This window comes from Natrinema sp. LJW11 (assembly GCF_056135975.1).
On record NZ_JBWBDM010000014.1, the window covers coordinates 26,296 to 44,862 of the forward strand.

Below are 18,567 nucleotides of genomic sequence, written 5' to 3' on the forward strand. Positions count from 1 at the left end.
GGAAATCTGGGAGACAGTCGCATTAAACCTTCTCGAGCCCGTTTACAGGGATAACTCGAGAAACAGCTCTGTCGTCTATAGAGGCAATATTAGCCATCAGTTTTCCGATCGTTGGTACACGGTCGTCACCAGCTTCATTTATGGATCGATCGACCGATTGCACAATAGTATTGTGTCTATTCTGCAAAACACTGATACGCATTCGGACCCTAGCCATGTTGATGACTGAACCCACATCCTCAGAGTTGACCGACAACGGCCGCGCGACCCATAGACCCGTCCAATTACACGATGTAGACGACTACGACGACCTACTCGCGGCACACGACCTCGTCTTGCTCGAGTTCGTCACGTCCGGCTGTGGAATCTGCGCGTCGATGGAGCCGGTACTCTCCGGAGTCGCGCGCAGCGCACCTGGCGTCGTGGCGACGGTGAACGCTGGTCTCGTCCCGGATCTCGCCGCCGAGTTCGGCGTCCAGAGCGTCCCGACGCTCGTCGTCCTGCGCGACGGCGACGAAGTCGCCCGCCTCGACGACGGGTTCCAGAGCACTGAGACGCTCGTGGACGTCCTCGAGACGCACGCAGCACACTGACACCGCCGACGACTGTACCGAAGATCAGATTGCTTCTACTGCTATACTGGGTTCGGCGCGCCTCCCGAACGAAGTGCTAGTTCCGAACGCCGATCCGTTTTCGTCACGTCTTTTTTGACGACGAAGTCCTCGAGGACGAGCACGTCAAGTCCCATTCCGTAAAAGTCCTTGATCGCCTGCGTCGGCGTCCGGACGATCGGTTCGGCGTGATCGTTGAACGAGGTGTTGAGGACGATCGGCACGCCGGTGATGTCGGCGAACTCGGAGATGAGCCGGTGATAGCGCGGGTGCTGGTCCTCGCGAACGGTCTGAGGGCGCGTCGAGTTGTCGGCTGGATGCAAGACGGCCTCGAGCTCGTCGGTTCTCTCGGGGCGGATGTCGTAGGCATCGATCATGAACGGCGCTGAGCTGCCGTCGATGAGGTACTCCTCGGCGGCCGACTCGAGCATCGAGGGAGCGAACGGGCGCCACTCCTCGCGATGTTTGACGAACCGATTCACTCGATCGCGGGACTCGGCGGTGCGCGGATCGGCGAGGATGCTCCTGGCACCGAGCGCCCGCGGCCCCATCTCCATCCGGCCTTGGAACCAGCCGACGAGGTCGCCGTCGGCGAGCCGTTCGGCGACGTACCGCTCGATGTCGTCCGGTTCCCCGTACTCGAGTTTGTTCGTCTCGAGGGTCGAACGGATCTCCTCGGTTTCGTATTGGGGACCGAGGTAGACATCGGTCTGGCGGTCGACGGCCGACGGCGGCTGTCCTGTCCATCCCGCACCGAGCGCGAGCCCCGCATCGTTGGCGACCGGCTGGACGAAGACGTCGTCGACGTGTGGTGACTCACGAACGCGCTTGTTCAGCTTGCAGTTCAGCGCGACACCGCCGGCGAGTGCGACGTTCGCCGTGCCCAACTGATCGACGGCTGTCTCCGCGATGTCGACGACCGTCTCCTCGAGCAGTTTCTGAGCAGTGTACGCGAGGTCTTTCTCCCACTGGTCGAACTCGCCGGGCGTTTCGTTTCGAGGACGGCCAAACGCGTCCTCGAGGGTTTCGATGCCGTGGCCGGTTCCCCAGCGCTTCGTCAGTTCGGTGACGTCGTAATCGGCGCCCGTGTCGATCAGCCCGCGTAGGACGCCTTCGATCTCTGGATTGTCCTCGCCATAGGGTGCCAGCCCCATCACTTTCCCCTCGCCGTTGAACATCCGGTAGCCGAGGAACTCCGTGACGACCGCGAAGAAGAGCCCGAGACTGTTCGGGTGTTCGTAAGTGTACGCGCGTGTCAGGCCGTCCTCGTTGCCGCGCCAGACGACCGTCGAGTCGTACTCACCTTTCGCGTCGACCGTGAGGACAATCCCCTCATCGAACCCCGACGGATGGAACGCGCTCGCAGCGTGGCAGCGGTGATGCGGAATCGTCTCGATCGGCGGCACTGGCGAACCGATCAACTCGAGGCGGTTCTCGATCTGTCGGGTCGGAACGAACTGGCTCCGAACCTGCGTGACGAGCGTCTGTTCGAGTGCGGAGAGCTTTCGTCCGATACCAGGCGAGCGGATTGCGTCGGTAACGTAGTGCGAAGCGATCTCGCGTCGGAGCTGCGGATCGTACGGGAGGAGGATCCGATTCAGGTCCGAGAGGGACAGGTTTCGATTGTCGAGACACGCCCGGATCGCGCGTTCGGGAAACATATCCGTCGCGTGTTTGTCTCGCGTGTATCGCTCTTCCTCGACGCCGAAGACGGGCGTCCCGTCATTGAAGAGAACGGCGCTCGGGTCGTGCTGGCCGTAGAGTCCGATCGCCGGTTTGAACGCGAGTTGATAGTCAGTCATGGCTCGTGAAAGTGGTGTATCGTAACCTAATCCAGGAGATAGCAAAACGACGCTGACGATTTGCTGGGTCAGCAAATCGTCGGCGATGTAGTCGTGTTCGTCGTCGGCCAGGCACTGGCGGTCCGCATTCTCACGGATCTCGATGCGATCGAGCACTCTGTCCGAGACCTCGCCCGACGCGACGCCAGCGAGCAATCCACCGACCGTCAGTGTCAGCTACCGCTCGAGGCGTATTCATGGTTCTCGTCGGCACTTCTCCGACAGCAGAAATCGGTATAGCCGATCGAACTGGATACCGGTTCGTGAACGGGAAAACTGTTCCGTTGGGGCAGGAACCCGCTGGGCCGCACGTTCGTCTTCCACTTCCCGTTAGCGAACTCGAACTGTTCTCTCACGACGGTCGTCCAGAGTCCCAACGACAGCGTGACCGTTCGACCGACTGACGACGTTAGTTTGCGGCGCAGTTGTTCGGCCCGAGTTCGAGCGCCTCGACGTCGCTGCCGGGTTGCTCTTTCCCCCAGTTGATCTGCTTGATCTCGTTGTAGTTCGCTGGTTCGTCCGCGAGGCTCTCGACGATGGTCTCGACGAACTCTTCCTCGTCGTCGTCCTCGACGTAACTCAGGAGTTCGTTGGTCGTCTCTTTTCGGAGGTCGCCGAGTTCGGTCGCGACCGGGCGAATCGACTCGTCACTGAAGTGACCAGGAAGGACGACGGTCCCGTCTGCGAGGTCCGTCAGCCGCTCGAGACTGTCGAACAGCTGGCCGGCGGCCTCGCGGACGGCCTCCTCCGCGCCATCCTCGAGGTCGGGGCGGCCGACGCTGCGGAGGAACAGCGTGTCCCCGGACAGCAGCGCGTCGCCGAACCGGAACGAGACGCTGCCGGGCGTGTGTCCAGGCGTGTGGAGCACTTCGAGGTCGCGGTCGCCGACGGAAATTGTCTCGCCGTCCGCGAGTTCCGTGACGTCCTCGAGTTCGCCGGCGTCGTCCCCGTGGAGGTAGTAGGGGACGTCGAGTTCGCCGGCGAGCCGACGGGCGCCCGAGACGTGGTCCGCGTGGGCGTGGCTGTCCGCGACGCCGACGACCTCGAGGCGCTCGAGGCACCCAAGCCGTACGAACGAGGATGGAACGACGTGATCACCGTCGATCCCGGTGAAATCGTCCACGTGATCGTCCATTTCGGAGAGCACGACGGGCTGTTCAACGACCAGACGGGCACGTACATGTGGCACTGCCACATGATCGAACATGAGGACCACGACATGATGCGGCCGTTCACCGTCCGACCGAACGACGCCGATGGTGACGACAACGACGATTCGACGAGCCGCCGCTGAAGCGGTTGGCTCGGTGGGAGACTCCCCTCAGCGAAACGATCTCGAAGCGATTCGTGGAGAGTGAGCGTGAACGTGAGTCGCGGCCGGTAGACGATTAGCTCTGGGCGGGAATCTCGGTGTCGGCCTCGGCGTGTTCGTACTTGTTCTCGAACTCCTGGATGAGTTGCCCCATCTTCGCGTACCAGTCGTTGAGCTTTCGCTGCATATCGTTCGCGATCTGAGTCGGATCCGTCGGGTAGTAGACGTGGTAGTAGCCGCCCTGCTCGTAGTTGATCTGCTCTTTCTGGATGAAGCCGCTCTTGAGCAACCGCTGGATCGATCGGTATGCGGTCGAACGTTCGCGGTCGACCTGCTCGGCAACCTCGTCGATCGTCAGCGCTTCCTCGCTCTCGACCATCACGCGGAAACAGTCCTTGTCGAGTTGCTTGAGTCCGTGAATACACTCGAGTAACCCTTCGCACTCCATGTCTTGCTGCAGTTGTTCCGCCATCGAACTAGCCATTGTACTACGACCCGATAGGGACCGTATCGGTATAAGGGTTGTGCGAATATTGTACAATCTCAATGAACCGAGATAGAAACGGTACGAGCGGCCGCTATAGCGTCAGTCCGCGGACGTCGCAGCCGCGTTCGACTGCGCTCGCATCGTCGTGATCGTGCTGTAGATCACGGCCCCGCTGACCATGAACGCCGAGAGCAGGATCAGCACGAAGCTGACCGTATTCAGCACGTCCATCCCGAGATAGTCGCCCACCTGACGGAACGCGACGGCGATCGAACCACCGACCAGCATTAGTCCGAAGTAGATCTTGATGTCGTCTTCGTCGACGATGCCGGTCGCGGCCGAGCCGATCCGGGCGCCGAGCGCGCTCCCCGCAAGTAGCGGCGCGACGATCGAGAGGTCGACGCCGCCGTTGAGCCCGTAGGTGAACGCGCCGAACCCGCCCGAGAAGACGATCTCGAAGAGGTCGGTCCCGACCGCGACGGGAACCGGGACGCCGATGAGGTAGACCATCGCGGGCATCTTGACGAAACCGCCACCGACACCCAGGAAGCCCGACAACAGGCCCGTGGCGAACGCGACGACCAGAATCAACCAGAGCGAGACCTGGATCCCGCCGGCAACTGTCATCATCGGCGGGATGCGGTAGGACTGAATTCGCTTCGCCAGGGGTGGAATCGCGTCCGGGTCGAACTCCTCGTCGGATTCGTGGTGGCTGCCACCCGAATCGTCTCCGCCGTCGTTTACGAGCGCATTTCGGGTGACGAACAGCCCGACCGCACCCAACAGGACGACGTACGTGATGCCGATGGCACCGCTGGCGAGTCCCAATTCCTCGAGATAGTACACTATCCGACTCCCCACCTCGATACCGCTCGTCGTCCCGACGATCATCAGTCCGCCAAGTTTGTAGTCGACCTGGCCGAGGTCGCGGTGTTTCAGCGTCGCGATCATGGCCGTCCCGAAGACGAAGGCCATGCCGCTCCCGACGGCGACTCTGGCGGGATACCCCATCACGAGTAACGCCGGTGTGACGAGGAACGAACCGCCCATGCCGAAGAAGCCGAATAGGACGCCGACCATGAAGCCGAAGCTTACGAACAGTGCGAGCGTCATCAGGGCGATTCCGAATAGCTCCATCTATGCGCGTGTGATTTTCTCGACGATCGGCGCTGCGACTCGCTCGAGCGCGCCGTACCCGACGTAGAGGACGAACGCCTCGAGGAGGACGGCGCCAACGAGGGCGCCTGACTGTACTGCTGACGAATACGCTGTGAGGTCGATCACCGATACCGACCTCCGTCGCCCGGTTGTGTGCGGAGCATAGGTTTCTACTCGGTATCATCTATCCGAAGGAGGAGTATAACGCTTTTGGGACTTCTACACAATATTACTGCAGTCTATCTCACGGCTATCCAACGAGAATATTCCAGTAAGTTATGCGGGGAGCAGGAACGAATCGTCGGAGACTCCTTCCGCTGGCGCGCGGTCGGAACGCAGCGTCAGCGGATTCGTGGCGAGACGGAGTCGGCGTCGCGATACCTCCGGATCGGTTACGACTGATAGTTCGGAGTAGATATTGGTTTGCACAAACAATATTATGCGTCCGAAGCCTACGACCGGTATGATAGGGATCTGTGCGACCGATCTCTCGGCCGCCAGCGAGGCGACGATCGAGAGCGAGACCTGTCTCGAGTGTCTCGGCCGAATCGGTGTCGAGGAGATCCACCTCGTGACCGTGATCCCGTCGAACGTCCACGCGGGGATGCCCGGTATCGACTTCGCAGCGCGACGCGGGCGAGCGCTCGAGCGCTATCGCAGCGTCATCGAAGACGCGGGCTTCGACGTCGAAGCGCACGTCGTTCGTGGGACGCCCCATCGACGCATCAACGGGATCGCAGAGGCGGTCGGCGCCAGCCTCACGGTCGTCGGCTCGCGGGGAAAGAGCCCGCTCGAGAACCGCATCATCGGCTCGACCGCGCGTAATCTCGCGCGGACGACGGTCATCCCGCTGCTGGTCAACCGGATTGAACGCGGAACTGACGAGCCGACCGTCGTCCGCGAACACCTGTTCCAGCGGATGCTGTACGCGACCGACTTCTCGGAGAACGCCGAGCGGGCGCTTGAGGCGTTCTCGTACCTCCGTCACGCGACGCAGGAGGCGACGCTAGTCCACGTCGAAACGCCGAAGGATCCGGCGCTTCCAGAGGGCGCCGACCCCGAAGCGCGACTGGCGGAGTTGGCAACCAAACTTGAGGAGTGGGAGATCGAGACGCGAACGGCGGTCCGTCAAGGTGATCCGGCGGACGAGATTCTCGCTGCGGAAGTCGAGTACGAACCGACGACGATTCTCGTCGGCTCGCGCGGTCACAGCAGGCTCCGCAGACTCTTGCTCGGAAGCGTCTCCGAAGATATCGTCGCACGGGCGGACAGCAACGTTATGCTCGTTCCGCCGGATCGAAAGGCGTAACGAGGGCGAACCGTCGGCTCACTCGAGCGGGAACCGGTTCACCGGTCGTGAGAGATGGAGTCGACGCGTTCGTCGGCAAACCAGTGTGTAATCGCGCTCTCCGCGCGATGCAGGACATCGCTCCAGGTCGACTTGGTCACGCCGAGCGCCGACGCGACGTCCGTCAGCGTCGCCTCGCGGGGAACGTCGTAGTACCCCGCCTCGAGAGCGGTGCGGAAGACCTCGAGCTGTCGGTCTGTCAACAGATTTTCTGCGTCGCTCGCGGCGACGGCATGTACGTACTCGATGTGGTATTCGATGCCACGCTCATCGAACGCGTCGCCGAGCATCGATAATCGGTCCGCACTCGTCGTCAGTTCCCAAGTCACCACGCCGTCTTCGACCGCAAACGGCGTCTCCATTGGAACGCCAGCCTGCTGCATGGGAACGAGCAGTGACGGATTCGATGTCTCGACCTGCAGGAGTGCGGTCTCGTCGTGCTTCCAGAGCAACTCGAGGTCCCGGATATCGCTCCGCTCGGCGATCGCGGCGAGTATCGGGACCGGATTCGACGCCGCCAGTTCGATGACACCGATCGCGACGTCCGATCCCGGCAGCACTGAACTGACTCGAAACGTAGTGTCGGGATAGGCCGTCGAAATCTCGTAGATCCAGAGGGATTCGGGGAGTTGGACGGTGAGTTTCGCCCGTGGCATCAGTATTGATGATTGGCAGTCGAACGTCGTAGCATACGCTTCGAACATGTTCGAAGCACCCTGCAATATTCGCGACAACGGATACACAGCGGCCAATCAAACGAACGTGTATGGCTAATACGGATCCGTGCGACCCACGTCCAAGCGACTCCGAATACCGATCCACCCGGCGGACGGCTGATGGACCGACGCTCACTCTGACGCCGTTTCACGTTGCTGGCATCGCATTCCTGTTTGTCGGTTTCGCGCTCGCTCTCTATCAGGGCCTTCAAGCGTTCGAACTCGTTCCGCAGGTATCGTGGATCACGTGGGCGCACATCCACTTCGTTACGATCGGCGCGTTCACGCAGTTGCTCTTCGGCACGCTGCCACAGCTGACGGCGCGGAAACTCGAGCAACCGGGACCGTCAGCAACGGCTATCAAAGCCGTTTTTCTCGGATTGAACGGCGCCGTACTACTCATCTGGTACGGTCGTGCCTTTGGCGAGCCACTGTGGTTCGACATCGGCCTCGGGACGATCTGGCTGCTTACGGGCTGGCTGTTCGCCGTCGTTCTCCTGATGGTACGCAGAAGCGACAGCGGGCGAGCGCGCGACCCGACCATTGGCTTTTACCTCCTCTCACCGTTCGTCTACCTGATCGGGCTCACGTTCGCGTTCGGACTGTACAGCCACGGCTGGGATGTCCCCGGCGGCTGGTACGGACTCCGGGAGGCACACGTCCACGCCAACGCGTGGGGGTTTCTGGGCCTCGCGGCGATCGGCACGCTGTACGATCTCTTTCCGCGGCTCGTGGATGCGGAGCTATACAGCGACCGACTGAGACGATACTCGTTCCCGCTGTTTGCGCTCGGTATCGTCCCGCTCGTCGTCGGACCGGTGCTCGGCATGGGGAAGACGGTGACCGCAATCGGACTAGTACTGTACGCCGCCGGCTACGTTCTCTATATTTACACGCTCGCTCAAACCTACCGGGCCGGCACGCCGAGCGGGACAGCGCTCTCGGTGCTCGTCGCCCAGCTGTGGATCCTCGGCCCGGCGAGCTTCGCCCCGTTCATCCTGTTCGGTATGCCACTCGGTATCCCCGCCCCGTGGATCGAGACCGGCGCATTGCACTTCCTTTTCATCGGCTGGGCGCTTCCAATCGCGCTCGCAGGCTCGCTGCTCGTCGCCTGCACTCTCGAGTGGCCCCACGGAACCACTCGAGGTGACGGCGGCGACAGCCGCGTCGACGGACTCGTCCCCGCGAAGCGTCTCCCGTCGGCCGTCGGACCGAAGTCCGTCCTCGCCTGGAACCTCGCGGTTCTCGCCGTCGGGATCGGCTTCTTCTATCAGGACCAGTCGTGGTCGGCGCTACTGCACGGCTCGGGATTCACTGTCCTCCTCTCACTCTGGGGGTACTATCTGCTGAAGATCGTCGAACAGCGGTGGTCAGTCCGCACGCAGACGTCGTCAACTCGAGTGTGATTTCCGGACTCGACGAGAAAAGCGTTGTATACACCGTCGTCGAGATATCGCGTTCAAAGCTGCTCACAGTCAGCGGCCTGCGTTATTCTGAGTTCTCGCCGAGTGATTGTGTTTCATCAACATCGCTCGGCTGTAGTTGGCGAACGAGATGTAGGTGCATCCGATACCGTACAATATTAGTCCCAATCCGACGAAAATGAGCGGAAGGAGTATTGATTCAATTGCCTGAGAGACACTCTCAAGATTCGCCGGCAGAACGCCTATGATCGCCAAGAGAAATGCACTCACGATCGGTACTGCACTACCCGATCAAACGGGCGGTGCCAACGCCGTGGTATGGTTCATTACTGGACTCATGGACGATCTGTTCCCGGTCTGCTCAGCCCGAACGATGTGAGAGTCGGCCGGCGATCCGCGACGAGACCAGTGCGAGTCCAAACCGGCTATATGATATTGTAGACAGTTCACAAAACCGTTATTGCTGTGGAAACCGTACCGTCGATCGATGAGCGACTCCGCAAACAACGATCGCCAACGGATCCGTGAACAGAAGAAGCGAGAGCTGCAGGAACGTCTCGAGAACGGCGGGGGCCTCGATGCGGCCGACAGGGAGAGCACCGAACCCGACGAGCCAATCGCGATCACAGGCCAGGGTCACCTCGACGAGGTCGTCGGAGAGCACGACGTTGTCCTCGTGGACTGTTACGCCGACTGGTGTGGCCCCTGTCAGATGATGGAGCCGACGATCGAAGCCCTCGCCGCGGAGACCGACGCCGCCGTCGCGAAGGTCGACGTCGACGCTCACCAGCAGATCGCCCAGCAACTGGGCGCTCGCGGCGTCCCGACGCTCGTCCTCTACGCCGACGGCCAGCCGGTCGAGCGGATGGTCGGCGTCCAGGACCGCGGAACGCTGGAGGGGCTAATCGAGCAACACGCGTAGTGACGCACCTGCCGAGGCCACGGCAGTCGATAGTGATTATCTGAACAGCGTCCTGGTCTGACCTAAATACGGGGACCGGCGACACGACCACGACACACTGACCTTCAGCCATGACCACCGATTGGCGGCGAGCGATCGAGACGCAACGGGAAGAGAAAGACCGGTACTTCGGCGGCGACCCGCACTCGCCGATTCCGTCGGACAAGCGCGAGTCGTTCGACGGCCTCGAGTATTACCCGATCGACGAGGCATACCGGTTCGAACTGCCGCTGCACGAGTACAACGACCCTGAACCGGTCACCGTTGGGACGAGCACCGACGGCGAGCGGAAGTACCTTCGGTGGGGCGAGTTCCGATTCACCGTCGACGGCGAAGACATCACGCTGCAGGCCTACAAGGCGGATCCAGACGACGATCGGCTCTGGGTCCCGTTCCGAGACGCGACCAGCGGCGACGAGACCTATGGCGCCGGTCGGTACCTCGACCTCGAAGGCGACGCCCACCGAACGGGCGACGAAAACTGGATCCTCGACTTCAACGAGGCGTACAATCCGACGTGCGCGTACTCGGATCGCTACGAGTGCCCGCTCCCGCCGACGGAGAACTGGCTCGAGGTCCCGATCGAGGCCGGCGAACAGGCGTACCACTGACGATGATTCCGGACTAATTCGGCGCCCTCGACGGAATTTCGCTGTTTTCGAACGTCGTAGGCGCTATCGAACCACCGTGACCGTCGATCGTGAGAATACCACCAGTTATATTATCTACTGAAACTATTACTCACAAGAGTACCCCATGACGACCACTGAAGACCGAATCCGAACGACGCACATCGGGAGTCTTCCCCGCCCGCCGGCACTGCTCGACCTCCTCGAGACGCGTCAGAACGACGAACCGGTCGACGAGGACGAGTGGAACGAAACCGTCGCAGAGGCCACGCGGGCCGTCGTCGAGCGACAGGCCGAGGTCGGGCTCGACGTCGTCAACAACGGCGAACAGTCGCGGGTCTCGTTCAACTGGTACGTCGCGGACCGTCTGAGCGGTATCGACGGGAAGCGCGAACAGGAACTTTGGGCGGACCTCCAGGAGTTCCCCGAGTACGCCGAGGAGACGTTCAAGACGGACGTCATCGATCTCTCGATGCAGCCCGTCGTCGACGGCCCCATCGAGTACACCGGCCGCGCGGAGGCCGAGGACGAACTCGAGGCGTTCCGAGACGCGCTCGCGACCGTCGACGCCGACTTCGAGGGGACGTTCGTGACCTCGGCGTCGCCGAGCATCGTCGCGACCACGCACGTCAACGAGTACTACGACACCTACGAGGAGTACCTCTTCGCCGTCGCGGACGCGATGCAGACGGAGTACGAACTGGTCGCCGAGACCGGGATGACCCTCCAGATCGACGCGCCCGAACTGCTCACCATCGGCCAGACGGCGGCCTACGCGGACGAACCGCTCGAGGACGTCAAGGAAGCGACGCGCCTCCACGTCGAGGCGCTCAACGAGGCCCTCGATAACGTCCCCGCCGAGCAGGTACGCCTCCACACCTGCTGGGGGAGTTACGAGGGCCCCCACCACCTCGACGCGGACCTCGTTGACCTCCTGCCGGAGATCTACGAGGCCGACATCACCGGACTGAGCGTCGAACAGGCTAACCCCCGCCACCAGCACGAGTACCGCGCGTTCGCCGAGCAGCCGCTTCCCGACGGCTGGACGCTGATGCCCGGCGTCGTCGACGTCAAGACGAACATCATCGACCACCCGGAGACGATCTCGGACCGCCTCGAGCGCGTCGCGGACGCGGTCGACGAGTCGACGCCGATCGTCGCCGCGCCCGACTGCGGCTTCGGTACGCAGGCGGGTCTCGGCATGGTCCACCCCAAAATCGCGTGGGCCAAACTCGAGGCGCTCGTCGAGGGCGCCGAGATCGCGACCGAGCGCGTCTACTGACGGCCGCCTCTTGGGCCGCCGGGTGGAAGCCCGTCCGGTGAGCGGTCCGCCCGCGTCTCACGCGAGCGGAAGCGTGAGCGAGAACGTCGATCCCTCACCGGGTTCCGACTCGACCCAGATGCGGCCGCCGTGCCGTTCGACGATCCGCCGAGCGAGGGTCAGTCCCATCCCGGTTCCCTCGTGTTCCTCGTGCGTGTGCAAGCGCCGGAAGATCTCGAAGATCCGGTCCTGATCGTCGGGGTCGATCCCGATTCCCTCGTCCCGAACCGAGAGTAAGCACTGCCGTCCGCGCCGTCCCGTCTCGATATCGATTCGGGGCCGCTCGTCGCCGCTATACGTGATCGCGTTGGTGACGAGATTCTGAAGTACCCGTCGCAACTGACTGGCGTCGCCGCGAACGGTCGGCAACGATTCCGCCGTGATCTCCGCGCCGGTCTCCTCGATCCGGAACTGCAGGTCGTCGAGGACCTCGTCGAGCAGTTCGTCGAGGTCGACCGACTCGAACGACTCCCCTTGCGTATCGACCCGGGAGTATTCGAGCAGCCCATCGATCATCTCCGTCATCCGTTCGGCGCCGTCGACGGCGAACTCGAGGAACTCTGTCGCCTCCCCGTCCAGGTCGTCGCCGTAACGGCTCTCGAGCAGTTGCAAGTAGCTCGAGACCATCCGCAGCGGCTCCTGTAGATCGTGGCTCGCCGCGTAGGCGAACTGCTCTAAGCGCTCGTTCGATTCCTCGAGTTTCCGTTTGTACTCGTCGCGCTCGGTGACGTCGACCGCGACGAGCATCCCCGCGAACACGTCGCCATCGTCGTCCCTGACAGGAACGATGTGGACGTTCCAGATGTGATCGCGAAACGAGACGTCCGTTTCGGTCGATTCACCGCCGAAGACGGACCGGAGCGCCGGCTCGAGTTCGGTGACGAGTTCGTCGGGGTAGACGTCGTGGATCGTCTTTCCCTCGAGTTCGTCGGGGGGAAGATCGATCTCGTCGAGGATTTGCCCGTCCGCGAAGGTATACCGGAGTTCCTCGTCGAACATCGTGATCACGCCGTTCGGGAAGCTCTCGACCAGCGTCCGGTAGCGCCGTTCGCTCTCCTCGAGCCTGCGTTGATACGCGAGCCGCTCGGTGACGTCCCTGACGACGCCGATCCGGCGGTACGTCCCGGATTCGGCGACGTGGGTCGTCACCGCCGTTTCGGTGGGGACCGCCTCGCCGTCGGCCGTCTGGATCGTTGCCTCCAGTTTCGTCGCGCTCGACTCGTCGGCGACGGCTTGAGCGCGTTCGAGTACCTCGTCGTCGACGACAAGCGACTCGCGTGCGCCGAGCAGTTCCTCGCGGTCGTAGCCGGTCAGTTCGGCGAACGCCCGATTGACGACGGTGAATCGGCCCTCGTCGTCGACCGTGTAAACGCCGTCGTCGATCGCCTCGATGATCGTTCGATACTTCTCCAGTTTCCGCTCGCGTTCTTTCTGCGCCGTGACGTCGGCGTCGATTCCGACGATGTGCTGGACCGTCCCGTCGTCGTCGGTGACTGGGACCGCCCGGGCGTGAATCCACCGCTGCTCGCCGTTCGGTCTGACGATCCGAAACTCCTCATCGAACCGCCCGTCCGGCAGTGCGGTGTAGGCCTCGCGGACCCGGTCTCGGTCCGCCGGGTGGACGAGTTCGAGCCACGAGAGCCCGTCGTCGTACAGGTTTTCGCGGTCGTGTCCGAAGACGTCCTCGTAGGCGGGGTTCGCGTAGACGTACTCCGCGGGGTCCGCGTCGGTCAACCAGATGACCTCCTCGAGGTGTTCGCTGAGCGTTCTGAATCGGCGTTCCTGCTCTCGAAGCGCCGCCTCCATCCGGTTGCGCTCGGTTACGTCCCGGACCACACCGATCCGCGTTTCGTCGCCGTCCTCGTCCAGAATAACGAATCGATTCTCGACCGTCCGGGTCTCGTCCGAACCGGCGTCGATCGTCTCCTCGAACATCGGTGGTTTCCCCTCGCTTCCGTCGCTCCACTGTTCGGCCTCGATGGAGGCGAACTCCTCGCCGAACACCGTCGAGGCGTGTCGCCCCTGCAGTTCCGCCCGCGAGAACGGGGTCAGGTCGGCGAACGAATCGTTGACCAGTTCGAACCGACGCTCCTCGTCGAGAACGTAGATGCCCTCGTGGGCCGTTTCGACGACCGTTTCGTACCGCTCGAGCTCTCGACTACGCTCGAACCGATCGGTGATGTCCTCAATCGCGAAGACGACGCCGTCGATTTCGTCGTTGTCACCGTCGGAGAGCGGCGCGCCGCTGATCGAGAGCCACACCCGCTGACCGTCCGGCCGCAAGACCCCGCTGACCTGATCGAACACCGGTTCGCCGGACTCGAGGATCCGGGAGAACGGCAACTCCGCCGACGAAAGGGAATGGCCGTCGGGACCGATCTCGTCCCACTCGGGATCGTCGAACCGCAACTCGTCGATCCGCTCTTTGCTACGACCGAAGATTTCTTCGGCGCGATCGTTTGCGAAGCGCATCTCGCCATCGGTATCGACGATCGTGATGCCGATCGGACTCGTTTCGACGATCTTGTCCTTGAGGGACGCCTCCGCGTCTCTGCGCCGGTTCGCTCGCTCCCGATCGACGACCAAACCGAGGACGTTCGCGACGCTCTGGACAAACGCCGCGTCCGAGTCGTCGAACGCGTCCGTCGTCGTGTAGATAGCGAGGACGCCCCACGGCCCCTCTGTCGAGCCGATACTGGCGCAGATGACGCTGCTGATCGTCCGGTCGGGGAGAAACGGCGGCCGGTCGAACCGATCGCTGGTTTCGAGGTCGACGACGACGGGGTCGTCCGCCGTCAGCGCCGTTCCGTGTGCGGTATTGCGACCGGATGCAGTCGTCTTCGTTCCGATGCGATCGTCGTTGATCCCGTCTCCGCCGCGGATCAGGAACCGATTGTCGCCCGGAGCCGATTCGAGAACGGTCGCGAACTCGGCCTCGAGTACGTCACTGACCGCCGTGACGGCGCTGTCGATCAACTCGTTCGGATCGTCCGTGTCGAACGCCCGGCGACCGAGGTCTGCGACGAGCCTCTGCTGTCGGATGGCAGCGTCCGCCGTCGAGTTCCCATCCGAACGAGGAGAGGGTGTCATTGTCCGTGCTAGAAAGGCGAAGCAGTATAAGGCCACCTTCTCGAACGGGACGGTGCCGTCACCGAACGACGAGCATCGATACGTAGCCGAGCCCGAACGCAAGGACGAACGATCCGATCCAAGCGGCGACGGTGAATCCCAGCTTTCGGGGGCTGACGCCGTCTCCACCGGTGACCGCGAGTCCGCTGCCGATGATCGCGCTCACGATGATCTCGTTGAACGAGACCGGTACCCCGAGCAGGACCGCGGTCTGTGCAATGAGAAACGAGGGGACGAGCGTCGAAATGGATCGTCGCGGTCCCAGCGACGCGTACTCCTGCGAGATTGACTTGATCATTCGGGGCGCACTCGTCCACGAACCGACGAGGATCCCGACGCCGCCGCCGAGCAACACCACGATCGGTGACACCGTCGGCAGCTCCTCGAGCAGCGGGAACAGTGGTCCAACGGCCAGTCCGACCTGACTCGCACCTGCCGAGAACGCTACGAGCGCACCGAGCGAGAGCAGGAACCGGCGCAGCCCGCCGGCCTCGTCGCGACCGACGTCCCAGCGAACGACAGTCGCGGCGATGGTCCCGAAGCCGAGGGAGATTACGATCGTGGCGGCGACGCCGTCGACGGGAACCAGCGTGGTCCCGGCGGCAGCGAGTGTTCCCCCGACCGACGCGAGGAACGAGAACTCGAGGTTCGCAACCACGACGCCGACGATCCCGGCGAGAATCGGAACGGTGACGTCCTCAGGAGCATCAGCTCGCGGGAGGATACTGGCGAGACCGTAGGCGATTCCCCCGCCCACGAACGGTGTAAGGACCCAGACCGCGCCGATTTCGGCGTACTTCCCCCAGGCCGGATCGCCGCCGAGTGCGAGGCCGACGCCGACAACCGACCCGGTCACGGTGAACGCGGTCGCGATCGGATACCCCGTGTAGATCCCGATCGCCATCAGCCCGGCACCGATCAGCAGGACGACGATGACGCCGCTGACCGGGAGGCTGATCCCGTCGACGAGGCCGCTGCCGACGGCTTCGGAGACGTTTCCGCCCTGCGTCACCGCGCCAGCGAAGCCGAGAATGCCAACGAGAAACGCCGCGCGCATCGTCGGAATCGCGTTCGCGCCGACGGCCGGGGCGAACGGGGTCGCGCCGCTCGAGCCGGCGCCGATGACCCACGCCATGAAGAGGCTCGCGACCGCGGCCGCTGCGAACAGGAGTATCGTTGTAGGTTCCATTAGTGTACGAAAATCCTCCGTTTCAGTTCTCGAGGTGCGAAATTCGAACGGTGTTAGTCAGCACTCGCTGGACCGGAGTCGGCCGCGGCGCGCTTGCTGCGCCAGACCCCCTGCAGGTAGGCGCCGGCGAACATGCCGACGAGCGCCCACAGGATGGCGACGTTTCCGATCCCGAGGCTGGCGTAGGCCGCGCCGGGGCAGATCCCCGAGAGCCCCCAGCCGACACCGAAGATCCCGCCGCCGATCAGGACGTTTCGATCGAACGATTTCAGCCGTCGACGGTACACGTCGCCCGTCAGCGGTGCGCTGTCGCGAATCCGGGGCATGATCGCGAAGGCGATCCCGGAGACGATCGCGGCGCCAAACATGACGAACGGCAGGCCGAGGTCGTCGAACTGGAGGAAGTCCAGCACGACTTCCGGCCGAGCCATGTGGCTGTACGCCAGTCCGAAGCCGAAGATCAGACCGCCGACGAGGATCAGCGGCATGAACAGCGGATGGCGATTTCTGCTCACGGGTCGTCACCTCCCCGTTCGCCGTCTCGAGACGCGAGCGTCTCGCAGCTCATGTTACGGACTCACCCCCATTGCCTGGACGATCTGGGCGGTCACGATCGCGACCGTCAGGAACGTGATCACGCCGACGATCGACGTTTTCGAGGCCGAGCCGACGCCGCAGACGCCGTGGCCCGACGTGCAACCCTTCCCGACGCGCGTCCCGATCCCGACGAGGACGCCACCGAGCAGCAACCGCCAGGGCTGGACGTCGGTTGTCCACGTCCCGCCCTGCCAGAAGACGGCGTAGACCGCCGCTCCCAGAATGATTCCGAGCGTGAAGACGACGCGCCAGTCCCGGGAGCCGCGGTACTGCTTGAACCGTGACTGATCCGAAACGTACGACAGCGTCGACTCGAGGAACGTACTCGCGCCCGCGGCGATCCCCGTCCCGAGATAGATGACGACCGCGCCGAGGCCGACGAGCAGTCCACCGATAGCGTACCGGGAGATGCCGTTGGGAAACGGCTCGGCGGGCACTACCTGACCCGGGGCGGCAAGTTCGGCGAACAGTGCGATCTCGAGCACGGTGATCAGTCACCCGCCAGCGACTCTTGGCTGGCCGCGCAGTTGTTCGGGCCGAGCTCGAGTTCGAACGCTTCCTTGTCGTTGGCCTCCTGCTGTCCGAGGTTCGTGAGGATGATATCCTCGTAGTTGGCCGGACGGGGCGGCATATCCGAGAGGATCAGCTCGACGAACTCGTCTTCGTCCATCGTTAGAGCGTCCATCTCTTCTTCGAGTTGGCCGATCGGTGCCGTATAGGTGCCATCGTCGGCGGGATCGGCGGAGTCACTGAAGTGAGCCCCGCCGACGAGCGTGTCGTTAGGCAGGGTCAGCACGCGCTCCTGCAGCGACTCGTAGAGCTGGCGTGCGGCGTCTTCTGCGCCCTCGTCGCCCTCCTCTAAGTCAGGGCGGGCAACACTCTCGACGAACAGGCCGTCGCCAGTCGCAAGCAGCGAGTCGTCGATCAGGTACGAGGTCATCCCGGAGGTATGTCCGGGCGTGTAGACGGTTTCGATCGTGGCAGCACCGACTTCGAACTCGTCGCCGTCTGCTGCAAGAGTCATCTCGTCGGCGTAGGTGATACCGCGGTCGACCGCCGCCTTGGGGATGACGCCCTCGACGCCCTCATCGGCGAGGTCGCGGATCCCCGAGATGTGATCCGCGTGGATGTGCGTGTCGATTGCGTACTTCAGGTCGGCGTCCAGTTCGTTCGCATCTTGGAGATAGCGGTCGGTGAATGCACGCAGTGGGTCAATCACGGCCGCCTCGTCACCGTCAACGATGAGGTAGCCGAGACAGCCGCTCGAGGGACGCTGGTACTGGTAGAGCGTCCCCGCGCCGTCGTAGCGCTCGACCTCGACGCGCTCGTAGATTCGCGCCCAGCCGTTCATCCCCTCCTCGAGGTGGTCGACGTCGTAGCCGCGCTCTCTCAACTGTGCAGCGACGTACTCGCTCGAGCCGCCCTTCGCACAGAGAACCGTAATTTCGCGCTCATCGGGAATCTGTGCAAGGACATCGTCGTCAATTTCGTCGTCCAAGAACTCGAAGTACGGGATGTTGATCGATTCGACGGTCTCCCCGTCGATCCTCCACTCGTTGTACTCCGATTCCATGCGGGTATCGAGGAGTGTGACATCCTCGCCCGCGTCGATTTTCCCCTTCAATTCGTCTGGACTGACCGATTCGATCTCGACGTCCGGCATTGGAAGATCCATATCGTCCATGTTGTACAGTTCCCAGTATCGGCTACTGGCACTTAAGGGTTTGTGTAGTAATTCCTATTATCTACAATACAGGCTAGCCAAATACAGCCTCATGATTTCTATATACGCGTATGCAGGCGGTACTAACTAGTTATTTTATCCTCCTCAGGACTAGGGGTGT

The 18,567-nt window shown here is 62.8% G+C and carries 16 protein-coding genes and 2 pseudogenes; 7 read left to right on the forward strand and 11 right to left on the reverse strand.

Features of this window, described 5'->3' with window-relative positions; translation table 11 throughout:
* Positions 1-221 precede the first annotated feature (221 nt).
* Positions 222-593, forward strand: a complete 372-nt coding sequence (locus tag AC0QDI_RS24455) for a thioredoxin family protein (RefSeq protein ID WP_226777943.1) — start codon at positions 222-224, stop codon at positions 591-593.
* Positions 594-634: 41 nt separating this feature from the next.
* Here the strand turns inward: AC0QDI_RS24455 and AC0QDI_RS24460 are convergent, their stop codons facing one another.
* Positions 635-2,413, reverse strand: coding sequence for a carbamoyltransferase family protein (locus AC0QDI_RS24460; RefSeq protein WP_226777944.1), 1,779 nt, complete (start codon positions 2,411-2,413; stop codon positions 635-637).
* A gap of 448 nt (positions 2,414-2,861) precedes the next feature.
* Positions 2,862-3,500: pseudogene (locus tag AC0QDI_RS24465) on the reverse strand (MBL fold metallo-hydrolase); the annotation flags it as partial.
* Between AC0QDI_RS24465 and AC0QDI_RS24470 the strand changes: the two are divergent.
* A pseudogene (locus AC0QDI_RS24470) lies at positions 3,483-3,746 on the forward strand (multicopper oxidase domain-containing protein); the annotation flags it as partial. The pseudogenes AC0QDI_RS24465 and AC0QDI_RS24470 sit on opposite strands and share 18 nt — an antisense overlap.
* 94 nt (positions 3,747-3,840) lie before the next feature.
* Here the strand turns inward: AC0QDI_RS24470 and AC0QDI_RS24475 are convergent.
* From AC0QDI_RS24475 to AC0QDI_RS24485, 3 genes are all read right to left on the reverse strand, one after another.
* A complete protein-coding gene (locus tag AC0QDI_RS24475; RefSeq protein ID WP_226777946.1) occupies positions 3,841-4,248 on the reverse strand; it encodes a helix-turn-helix domain-containing protein in 408 nt (135 codons plus the stop codon).
* A gap of 102 nt (positions 4,249-4,350) precedes the next feature.
* A complete protein-coding gene (locus AC0QDI_RS24480) occupies positions 4,351-5,388 on the reverse strand; it encodes a sulfite exporter TauE/SafE family protein (protein ID WP_226777947.1) in 1,038 nt (345 codons plus the stop codon).
* Positions 5,389-5,535, reverse strand: a complete 147-nt coding sequence (locus AC0QDI_RS24485) for a DUF7512 family protein (RefSeq protein ID WP_226777948.1) — start codon at positions 5,533-5,535, stop codon at positions 5,389-5,391. It lies immediately after the preceding gene.
* Between the two features lie 337 nt (positions 5,536-5,872).
* On the opposite strand from AC0QDI_RS24485, the gene AC0QDI_RS24490 reads away from it, so the two are divergent.
* On the forward strand, positions 5,873-6,718 hold the full coding sequence (locus tag AC0QDI_RS24490; protein WP_226777949.1) for a universal stress protein: 846 nt from the start codon (positions 5,873-5,875) through the stop codon (positions 6,716-6,718).
* 38 nt (positions 6,719-6,756) lie between these two features.
* On the opposite strand, the gene AC0QDI_RS24495 is transcribed toward AC0QDI_RS24490, so the two are convergent.
* A complete protein-coding gene (locus AC0QDI_RS24495) occupies positions 6,757-7,413 on the reverse strand; it encodes a helix-turn-helix domain-containing protein (protein WP_474672693.1) in 657 nt (218 codons plus the stop codon).
* Between the two features lie 110 nt (positions 7,414-7,523).
* On the opposite strand from AC0QDI_RS24495, the gene AC0QDI_RS24500 reads away from it, so the two are divergent.
* The 4 genes from AC0QDI_RS24500 to AC0QDI_RS24515 all read left to right on the forward strand — a co-directional run bounded on the left by AC0QDI_RS24500 (position 7,524) and on the right by AC0QDI_RS24515 (position 11,769).
* A complete protein-coding gene (locus tag AC0QDI_RS24500) occupies positions 7,524-8,879 on the forward strand; it encodes a heme-copper oxidase family protein (protein WP_226777951.1) in 1,356 nt (451 codons plus the stop codon).
* 505 nt (positions 8,880-9,384) lie between these two features.
* Positions 9,385-9,819: a thioredoxin family protein gene (locus AC0QDI_RS24505; protein ID WP_226777952.1), complete on the forward strand. Its 435-nt coding sequence runs from the start codon at positions 9,385-9,387 to the stop codon at positions 9,817-9,819.
* Positions 9,820-9,929: 110 nt separating this feature from the next.
* Complete coding sequence (locus tag AC0QDI_RS24510) at positions 9,930-10,469, forward strand: DUF1684 domain-containing protein (protein ID WP_226777953.1); 540 nt, start codon at positions 9,930-9,932, stop codon at positions 10,467-10,469.
* Positions 10,470-10,614: 145 nt separating this feature from the next.
* Complete coding sequence (locus AC0QDI_RS24515; RefSeq protein ID WP_226777540.1) at positions 10,615-11,769, forward strand: methionine synthase; 1,155 nt, start codon at positions 10,615-10,617, stop codon at positions 11,767-11,769.
* Positions 11,770-11,826: 57 nt separating this feature from the next.
* On the opposite strand, the gene AC0QDI_RS24520 is transcribed toward AC0QDI_RS24515, so the two are convergent.
* From AC0QDI_RS24520 to AC0QDI_RS24540, 5 genes are read right to left on the reverse strand one after another with little or no spacing between them, the layout of a single operon-like run.
* Positions 11,827-14,898 (reverse strand): PAS domain S-box protein, encoded by a 3,072-nt coding sequence (locus AC0QDI_RS24520; RefSeq protein WP_474672696.1) that lies wholly within the window; start codon positions 14,896-14,898, stop codon positions 11,827-11,829.
* A 58-nt stretch (positions 14,899-14,956) separates the two neighbouring features.
* Entirely contained in the window at positions 14,957-16,126 is a 1,170-nt protein-coding gene (locus AC0QDI_RS24525) for an inorganic phosphate transporter (protein WP_226777542.1), read from the reverse strand.
* A 53-nt stretch (positions 16,127-16,179) separates the two neighbouring features.
* Positions 16,180-16,641: a DUF6691 family protein gene (locus AC0QDI_RS24530; RefSeq protein ID WP_049904790.1), complete on the reverse strand. Its 462-nt coding sequence runs from the start codon at positions 16,639-16,641 to the stop codon at positions 16,180-16,182.
* A gap of 54 nt (positions 16,642-16,695) precedes the next feature.
* Positions 16,696-17,208 (reverse strand): YeeE/YedE family protein, encoded by a 513-nt coding sequence (locus tag AC0QDI_RS24535; protein ID WP_226777543.1) that lies wholly within the window; start codon positions 17,206-17,208, stop codon positions 16,696-16,698.
* A 5-nt stretch (positions 17,209-17,213) separates the two neighbouring features.
* A complete protein-coding gene (locus AC0QDI_RS24540; RefSeq protein WP_226777544.1) occupies positions 17,214-18,407 on the reverse strand; it encodes an MBL fold metallo-hydrolase in 1,194 nt (397 codons plus the stop codon).
* Between the last annotated feature and the right edge of the window lie 160 nt (positions 18,408-18,567).

Bases quoted from the DNA above. Each gene is read 5' to 3' on its own strand.
- AC0QDI_RS24455 (WP_226777943.1), top strand. From the start codon at position 222: ATGACTGAACCCACATCCTCAGAGTTGACCGACAACGGCCGCGCGACC.
- AC0QDI_RS24460 (WP_226777944.1), bottom strand. From the start codon at position 2,413: ATGACTGACTATCAACTCGCGTTCAAACCGGCGATCGGACTCTACGGC.
- AC0QDI_RS24475 (WP_226777946.1), bottom strand. From the start codon at position 4,248: ATGGCTAGTTCGATGGCGGAACAACTGCAGCAAGACATGGAGTGCGAA.
- AC0QDI_RS24480 (WP_226777947.1), bottom strand. From the start codon at position 5,388: ATGGAGCTATTCGGAATCGCCCTGATGACGCTCGCACTGTTCGTAAGC.
- AC0QDI_RS24490 (WP_226777949.1), top strand. From the start codon at position 5,873: ATGATAGGGATCTGTGCGACCGATCTCTCGGCCGCCAGCGAGGCGACG.
- AC0QDI_RS24495 (WP_474672693.1), bottom strand. From the start codon at position 7,413: ATGCCACGGGCGAAACTCACCGTCCAACTCCCCGAATCCCTCTGGATC.
- AC0QDI_RS24500 (WP_226777951.1), top strand. From the start codon at position 7,524: ATGGCTAATACGGATCCGTGCGACCCACGTCCAAGCGACTCCGAATAC.
- AC0QDI_RS24505 (WP_226777952.1), top strand. From the start codon at position 9,385: ATGAGCGACTCCGCAAACAACGATCGCCAACGGATCCGTGAACAGAAG.
- AC0QDI_RS24510 (WP_226777953.1), top strand. From the start codon at position 9,930: ATGACCACCGATTGGCGGCGAGCGATCGAGACGCAACGGGAAGAGAAA.
- AC0QDI_RS24515 (WP_226777540.1), top strand. From the start codon at position 10,615: ATGACGACCACTGAAGACCGAATCCGAACGACGCACATCGGGAGTCTT.
- AC0QDI_RS24520 (WP_474672696.1), bottom strand. From the start codon at position 14,898: ATGACACCCTCTCCTCGTTCGGATGGGAACTCGACGGCGGACGCTGCC.
- AC0QDI_RS24525 (WP_226777542.1), bottom strand. From the start codon at position 16,126: ATGGAACCTACAACGATACTCCTGTTCGCAGCGGCCGCGGTCGCGAGC.
- AC0QDI_RS24540 (WP_226777544.1), bottom strand. From the start codon at position 18,407: ATGGACGATATGGATCTTCCAATGCCGGACGTCGAGATCGAATCGGTC.